Annotated in this window: 3 protein-coding genes; 2 read left to right on the top strand and 1 reads right to left on the bottom strand. The window is 68.3% G+C overall.

The window, feature by feature from the left end; all coding sequences use genetic code 11:
* Nucleotides 1-211 (bottom strand): hypothetical protein (locus tag MXD60_RS27875; protein ID WP_248822673.1); only part of this gene is annotated, 211 nt, incomplete at its 3' end.
* A gap of 60 nt (nt 212-271) precedes the next feature.
* On the opposite strand from MXD60_RS27875, the gene MXD60_RS27870 reads away from it, so the two are divergent.
* Complete coding sequence (locus MXD60_RS27870; RefSeq protein ID WP_248822672.1) at nt 272-673, top strand: TauD/TfdA family dioxygenase; 402 nt, start codon at nt 272-274, stop codon at nt 671-673.
* Between the two features lie 13 nt (nt 674-686).
* The coding region (locus tag MXD60_RS27865) for a non-ribosomal peptide synthetase (protein ID WP_248822671.1) at nt 687-8,446 on the top strand (7,760 nt) is incomplete at its 3' end.

Here is an 8,446-nt window from a genome sequence, read left to right as displayed (position 1 = left end):
CGGCGGTGGTCAGCAGGGCGCGGGTGCCGCGGATGCGCCCGGTGGGACGGTCCTCGGTGTCGCCGGCGGCGCCCCGGGCCCCGGGGCAGACCGCGCCCCCCGGGGGGGAGCCCCCCCGCGGCCCCCCCACGGCCGGTCCTGGCTGGAGGCGATCGATCCACAGGTGCTTGCAGCGTTCGCCGGGGGTGTTCGGTACCTGCAGAACCTCCACGACGGGCTCGGACTCGGTAAGAGCTGGCAGGCCACCTTCGAGACCGGAGACCGCGGCGTTGTGGAGGCGTTTCTTGACGGGACGGGCTCGCAATGGCGCTGGAAGCCGGACGGGACCCTGTGGATCGGCATGGTCGGCCCCGCGACCGTCCGTCACCCGGTCAGCGGGACGGAGGTCTGGTTCAACCAGGCTGACCAGTTCCACCCCGCCGGCCTGAGTGAGGAGGCCGCGATGCTCACGCAGCTCGTTCCGGAGGATGAACTGCCGCAATTTGTGACCTTCGCTGACGGCAGCCCGATTCCCGCCGAGCACATTCGGCACGTGCAGGAGGTCGGGCTCGGACTCGCAGTGGATGTCGAATGGCGGCCCGGGGACCTGTTGCTGATTGACAACGTGTTGGTCGGACACGGCCGCAGGCCGTTCACGGGCCCTCGTCGGGTGCTCGTGGCGATGTCGGATTGAAGGACAGGAGAGCATGGCCCAGGTTGAGGACGGCCTAGGACGGGTCCATCCGCTCAGTGGGGCGCAGGCCGGCGTGTGGTTCGCGCAGCGGATACACCCCGACAGCGCGATCTTCCGGGGGGCGGAGTACCTGGAGATTCACGGCCAGGTCGATCCGGTCCTGTTCGAACGGGCGTTGCGGCGAGTCGTGGCAGAAGCCGACGTGCTGAGACTGCGTTTTCTGGAGACCGACGAGGGCCCAGGGCAGGTTGTCGGTCCGGAACCGGAGTGGCGGTGCCACCTGATCGATGTCTCGGACAAGCCGGATCCCCGGCGCGCGGCCGAGGAGTGGATGGACCGGGATCTGCACCGCCGGATCGATCTGACCAGTTCACAGCTGTTCACCTTTGCCCTGTTCCGGATCGCCGAGGACCGATGGTTCTGGTTTCACGCCTATCACCACATCCTGATCGACGGGGTGGGTGCGGCGCTGATGGTGCGGCGGATGGCGTCGGTCTATTCCGCGCTCGTCGCGGGCGTCTCGCCGGAGCCGAGCCCGTTCAGATCGGTCCGGGCTCTGCTGGACGCAGAGGAGAAGTACCGGTCGTCGGCGTCGTTCGGGGCGGACCGAGCGTACTGGCTCGACCGGTTCGCTGATGATCCGGAGCCCGTCACGCTGTCCCAGCGACCGCTGGTGCCCTCGCCTCGGTACATCCGCCGGACCGCTCTGTTGTCTGGCGACGCCCTGCGCACACTGCGTGGCACGGCCGAGCGGCTCGGCATGGCCCCGTCGCGCATTATCATCGCTGCGACGGCTGCGTACTTCCACCGGCTGACCGGTCTCACCGACGTGGTGCTGAGCCTGCCGGTGACGGCGAGGAGCAGCGCTGAGCTGAGGGACATCCCGGGTATGGCGGCCAACATATTGCCGTTGCGCCTCAGGATACGTCCCGAACTGACCATGCCCGACCTCCTCGAGCAGACGCGGCAGACTCTGCGCGAGGTCGTTGCCCACCAACGGTACCGTGGCGAAGAACTGAGCCGTGTGCTCCATCCACCGGAGAACGGGCGGCGGTTCTTCGGCCCGATGATCAATGTCGTGCCGTTCTCCTACGACCTTCGTTTCGGCGGGTTCCCCGCCGAGGCGCACAACATGTCACTTCGGCTGATAGACGACCTGGCAATCTCCGTGTACGACCGCGCGGACAGGCGAGATATTCGAATCGACTTCGACGCGCATTACCAACTTTACGAACCCGACGAGCTCGCGAGGGTGCAGAAGCGTTACGTCCGGTTCATGGAACGGGTTATCCAGTCGTCGGACGCTCCTCCGACACCCATTGGCCGGATCGCGGTCCTGGACGAAGACGATCTACCTGCCGTGTTCGCGCCGAACGCGCCGAACGTGCCGAACGTGCCGAACGTGCCACTGGCCGAGCTCTTCGAACGGCAGGTGCGGGCGACGCCGGACGCGCCGGCACTGGAGTTCGAGGGCACGACCCTGACCTATGCCGAGCTCAATCGGCGGGCGAACCGGATCGCGCGATCGCTGGTATCCACAGGAGTCGGTCCAGAGGACCGGGTCGCGCTCCTGCTCCCGCGTTCCGTCGAGCTCGTGGCCGCGATGCTCGCGGTGGTCAAGGCGGGCGCCGCCTATCTGCCGGTCGATCCGGACTATCCACCCGATCGCATCGACTACATCGTCCGGGACGCGGCACCCGCGTACGCGATCACCGTCCAGGCCACCGCCGGGGCGACAGCTCCCTTGTGCCCGCGTCTGGTCCTGGACGACCCGGTGGTGGAGCGGACCCTCGCCGCCTGGCCCGATTCGGACCTGGCCGACAGGGACAGGACCGCCCCGCTAAGCCCCCTTCACCCCGCCTATCTCATCTACACGTCCGGTTCCACCGGGAATCCGAAGGGCGTGCTGGTGCCCCATACGGGCATCGCGTGCCTGGCCGAGACCTTCAATCGGCGGTTGCAGGTCGGTCCTGGTCGCCGGATACTGCAGTTCGCCTCGACAAGCTTTGACGCGGTGGTCCCCGAACTCTGCATGGGCCTGCTGGCGGGCGCGACGTTCGTACTGGCGCCATCCTGGCGTCTGGTACCGGGCGATCCCCTGGCGGATCTGACCAATGGCGCCGGCATCACCCATGCCATTCTGCCCCCCTCTGTCCTGACCGTGCTCGACGCGGAGGACGACCTGCCGCCTACGATGACCATCACGGTGGCCGGCGAGGCGTGCTCGCCGGAGATCGTCTCCCGGTGGTCGGCCGGAAGGCTCTTCGTCAACGCCTATGGGCCAACGGAGACCACCGTCTGCGCCACCATGAGCAGACCCCTGACGGACGACGGCATTCCGCCGATAGGTACAGCCATCGTGGGTGCGCGAGTGCATGTGCTCGACAGCAGCCTGCAGCCCGTGCCGCCTGGGTCCGTCGGCGAACTTTACGTGGCCGGGGCTGGCATCGCCCGGGGCTACCATGGCCGGCCGGACCTGACCGCCGAGCGCTTCGTCGCTGATCCCTTTGCTCCGACCGCCGGACGGATGTACCGCACCGGTGATCTTGTTCGGCGGCGGGTGGACGGTGAGCTGGAGTTCGTCTCCAGAGCGGACGATCAACTAAAGATCCGCGGTTACCGGGTCGAACCGGCCGAGGCCGAGGCCGCCCTCCTGCGCCTGGCTGCGGTCAACCAGGCCGTGGTCGTGGCTGATCGGGATCGAACCGGGGAGCCTAGACTCATCGGCTACGTCGTGGCGAGTCCCGGCGAGACCATCCGGCCGGACGAGATCCATGCCGAACTGCGGCGAGCACTGCCCGAATACCTTGTGCCGGCAGCGTTGGTGACCATGGATGCGTTGCCCGTGACGCCTCATGGCAAGGTGGACCGGCGCGCTCTGCCCGCGCCGGCCATGACCGCCGAGGGTGGGACCGGTCGACCGCCCAGAACTCCACGTGAGCATGTCCTCTGCCAGATCTTCTCGGAGACGCTTGGCGTCGAAGGCGTTGACATCGACGGCAACTTCTTTGGCCTGGGCGGGCATTCGCTCCTGGCCAACCGTCTGGCCCGGCGCATTCGTGCGCGGATCGGGGTGGAGGTCGGTATCGAGGCGATCTTTCGCTTCCCGACCGTGGCGGACCTGTCTGGTCATCTCGAGCTCGCGCCATCGGCGGAGATCCGGCTGGTCCCGGTGACCCGAAGGGGTGATCCTGAGCTCTCCTCCGCCCAGCGGCGGCTGTGGTTCCTGAATCAGCTCGAGGGTTTCCGCGCTGCGTACAACATCCCTCTGGCGCTGTCCCTCGAAGGGGATCTGGTCCCGGCGGCCCTGGCGGCGGCGGTGGAAGACGTCGTCGCCCGCCACGAGATCCTGCGGACCTTCTACCCCGAGGTGGGGGGCGAGCCGCGCCAGCGAATCGTGGCACCGGCTTCGACCAGTCTGCTCGACGTGGTGAAGACCACGGAGGACAAGCTGCGCGACGACCTGGCCGAAGCCGCCGCGATCGGATTCGAACTCGGCGAACGGCCTCCCTTCCTGGCCCGGCTGTTCAAGCTGGGACCGAGAAGACACGTTCTCGCGCTGATCGTCCATCACATCGCGGCGGATGCCGACTCCGCGCGCCTGCTGCTGCGTGATCTCCTCGAGGCATATGAAGCTCGGCGGGAGGGCCATGCGCCTTCCCGCCGGCCGCTCACCCTGCAGTACGCGGACTACGCCGCCTGGCGAACCCGGGACCGAGATGACCCTGAGAGCCTGGAGTTCTGGCGGCGCGAACTGGCCGGCCTGCCCGACCATCTCGACCTGTCCTTCGGGGGCCCGCACCCCACGTTGGCGGCTCCGACGGCGGGGATGGTTCGGCGTGTGCTTTCGCCGGATGTGCACCAGGCGATTGTGGATCTCAGTCGTGCCACCGGAACGAGCACGTTCATGGTGCTGCAGGCCGCGCTCACCGCGCTCCTGACCCGGCTGGGCGCGGGCACCGATATACCGATCGGGACGCCATTGGCCGACCGCGACGACGAGTCGCTGGAGGAGCTCGTCGGATACTTCGGCAACACGCTGGTGCTGCGGGTCGACAGTAGCGGACGGCCCACCTTCCGTGAGCTCCTGGCTCGGGTTCGCGCAACCGACCTGGCCGCGTACGCTCACAAGAACCTGCCGTTCGAACGGCTGGTCGAGGAACTGAATCCCGTGCGCTCGCTGTCCCGGCACCCCCTGTTCCAGGTGATGCTCTCGATGGACGCGCTGAGTGACACCCCACCGCGGGCAGCGGGCCTCGAACTGAACCTGCTTGATGTCCCCCTGAGTACGGCCAAGTTCGACTTCTCCTTCACGATGCGGCCTTACTTCACGGAGTCAGGTGTGCCCGACACCCTGATGATGGCGCTGGAATACCGCGAGGACGTCTACGACGAGACGACGGCCGGTGCCTTCCTCGACAGGCTCGCCCGCCTGTTGTCCACGTCGGTGGCGGACCCGGACAGGCCCGTCGGGGCCGTCCCGATTCTGACCGATGCCGAGGCACACCGGCTGCTCGCGGAGTGGAACGCCACCACTGTCCCCGACGCCTTGACCGGTCTCGTGACGTGGGTGGCCGAGATCGCCGGTCGGACTCCCGAGGCACCCGCGGTCATGGATGACGGCGGTGTCGTGGACTACCGAACCCTCATGGCCCACGTCGGAGCTCTGTCGCACGACCTGCGGACACGAGGTGTGGGCCCCGGCGACCTCGTCGCCGTGCTCGCGGACCGGGGAAGGTGGGCGGTCACCGCGCTGCTTGCCGTTCTCGCGGCGGGCGCCGCCTACGTGCCGCTGGACACCCGCGCCCCCTCCCGGCGCGGAACCGAGCTGCTGGCGGCTACCGGAGCCGGTTGCCTGCTGGCCGGGCCCGGACGCGCCGCCCTGGCCGCCGACATCGCCGCCGGAATGGCGGACATCCTCCTGCTGGGCCCGGACGGTGGTGGCGGCGCCGTCGCCCATCACGAGCCGCACACTGGGGAGCTGGCCTACGTGATCTTCACCTCGGGGTCCACGGGACGGCCCAAGGGCGCGATGGTGCACCACCGGGGGATGGTCAATCATCTGATGGCGAAGGTGGCCCTGCTTGAGCTGACCGAGATGGACACCGTGGTGCTGAACGCACCGCTGACCTTCGACATCTCGGTCTGGCAGATGCTCTCGCCGCTGCTCGTGGGCGGATGTGTGCGTGCGGTCAGCGAGGCCACGGCGGCGGACCCGCTGGCGCTGTTCGACCTGGGAGATCGCGAGCCGGTCACAGTGCTCGAGGTGGTGCCCACTGTGCTGCGGTCAGCCCTGGACAGCTGGGACGCGGGCGGCCAGGTGCCCACGCTCTCCCGGCTGAGGTACCTCGTCGTCACCGGTGAGGAACTGCCGTTCGAACTGTGCCACCGCTGGTTTGCCCGGTTCCCGGCCATTCCGGTGGTCAACGCATATGGGCCCACCGAGTGCTCCGACGATGTCACGCATGCCGTGATCACCCCGAACTCCCGCGGCGACCGAGCCACCACGCCGATCGGTCGCGCGATCCGCAACACCCGCCTCTACGTCCTGGACGACGAGCTCCGCCCGGTCCCGGCGGGAATCGTCGGGGACCTGTATGTGGCCGGTACCGGGGTGGGCCGCGGTTACCTGAACGACGCCGTTACGACCGCTACGGCCTTTTTGGCCGATCCCTTCTCGGACGCCGGTGGCTGTCTTTACCGGACCGGCGACCGGGTGCGGTATCTGACGGATGGGCAGCTGGAGTTCCTCGGACGTCGCGACGGACAGGTGAAGGTACGCGGTCAGCGGGTCGAGCTCGGCGAGATCGAGGCGCGGCTGCGTGCGCTGCCGCGGGTCACCGACGCCGTGGTGACCGCGGCGCGGGGCCCCGGCGGACTGCCCGTGCTCGTCGGCCATGTCGTCGGCCGAGACGATGTCCGGACGCTGCGGGACGCACTGGCCGAACGACTGCCCGAGCACATGGTTCCCGCGGTCCTGATGTCGCTGGTGGCGCTGCCGCTGACGCCGAATGGCAAGGTCGACCGCAGGGCTCTGCCCATGCCCGATGTCACCGAGGCCGGATACCGGGAACCGCGCACGCCTCAGGAGGAGATCCTCTGCGGACTCTTCACGGACCTGCTGGGCGTCGACCGGGTGGGGGTGGACGACGACTTCTTCGCGCTGGGTGGCCATTCGCTGCTGGCCACCCGTCTGGTGGCCCGGATACGGACCGTTTTCGACGTGGAACTCGACCTGGAGACATTGTTCTCGGCGCCGTCCGTCGCGGCGCTTGCCCGCCGCCTGGCCGGCGCGGCGCGGGCACGTCCTTCGATCGTTCGCCGGGATCGGGCGGTGCCGGCACCGTTGTCCCATGGCCAGCTGGGTCTGTGGTTTCTGAACCGGATCGATCCCGCCGAAGGCGTCTACAACGTCCCGGTCGTGGTGCGGCTGTCAGGTCTGCTCGATGTCGAGGCACTGCGGCGGGCGTTGGCCGCGGTGCTGGCGCGCCACGAGTCGCTCCGCACGATCTTCCCTGAGACGGACGGCGTCCCGTACCAGCTGGTTTTGGACAGCGTCGGCGAGGTGCTCGACCTGGTGCACGTGACCGAGGAACAGCTCGCGGGGGCCGTCGCCCGGATCGCTGGTCAGGGATTCGACCTTGCGACGGAGCTACCGCTGCGGGCGGTGCTGCTGCGATCGGCTGAGACCCGGCACGTCCTGGTGCTGGTCATGCACCACATCGTCACCGATGGCTGGTCTCTGGGGCCGTTGCTGCGCGACCTGTCGGCGTCCTACGCGTCCGTTGTGGGCGGGGACTCCGCGGATCTGCCCGAATTGCCGGTGCGGTACGTGGATTTCGCGCTGTGGCAGCACGATGTCCTCGGTGACGATGGAGTCGAGGGCAGTGTCGTCGCCAGCCAGCTCGCGTTCTGGCGCGAGGCCCTCGCCGGTCTGCCCACGGAACTGGAGCTGCCAGTCGATCGGGCGAGGCCCGCCGCGCACGCCGGAGATGGCGCAATCGTCCATTTCGCACTGGATCGGGCACTGCATGTCGGGCTGATGGAGTTGGCCAGGAACCGGGGCGCCACGCTGTTCATGGCCCTGCAGGCCGGAGTGGCCGCCTTGCTGACGCGGCTCGGCGCGGGCGCCGACATCCCGATTGGCGCGACCGTGGCGGGCCGTACCGACGAAGCGCTGGACGGCGTCGTCGGCTTCTTCGTCAACTCGTTGGTACTGCGGACCGACACGAGCGGCGACCCGACATTCGGCGAGCTGCTGGATCGGGTCCGTGCGTTCGACCTCGCTGCCTTCGCGCACCAGGATCTGCCCTTCGAGCGGCTGGTCGAAGCGCTCAATCCGGTGCGTTCACTGACCAGGAACCCGCTTTACCAGGTGAAGATCGTCCTGCAGAACCAGCCCCGGTATGAGGCCGATCTCCCCGGCCTGCAGGTCGAGATCGAGCAGCTTGAGCCCAGCCTGGCCAAGTTCGACCTCCTGTTCACCGCGACCGAGAACCACGCCGACGACGGATCGCCGCTTGGGGTTCGCCTGGCCGTCGGCTACGCCGGAGACCTGTTCGACCGGGCAACCGTGGAATCGCTCGCGGCCGGGCTCGTCCGCCTGCTCGAAGCGGCGGTGGCTGCCCCAGAATCCCGGATCGGCGATCTCGAACTACTGGATGCGGCGACCAGGCGCGAGCTTCTGATCACCCGCAACGACACGTCGCGTGGTTCGTCTTCGGGGTTGTTGCCTGATCTTTTTTGGGATCGGGTGGGGTGTTCTTCGGGTGC

The organism is Frankia sp. AgB32 (assembly GCF_023243045.1).
GTDB lineage: Bacteria > Actinomycetota > Actinomycetes > Frankiales > Frankiaceae > Frankia.
The sequence above is the reverse complement of the archived record's forward strand: the minus strand, read 5'-3'. Positions and strand labels throughout refer to the sequence as shown.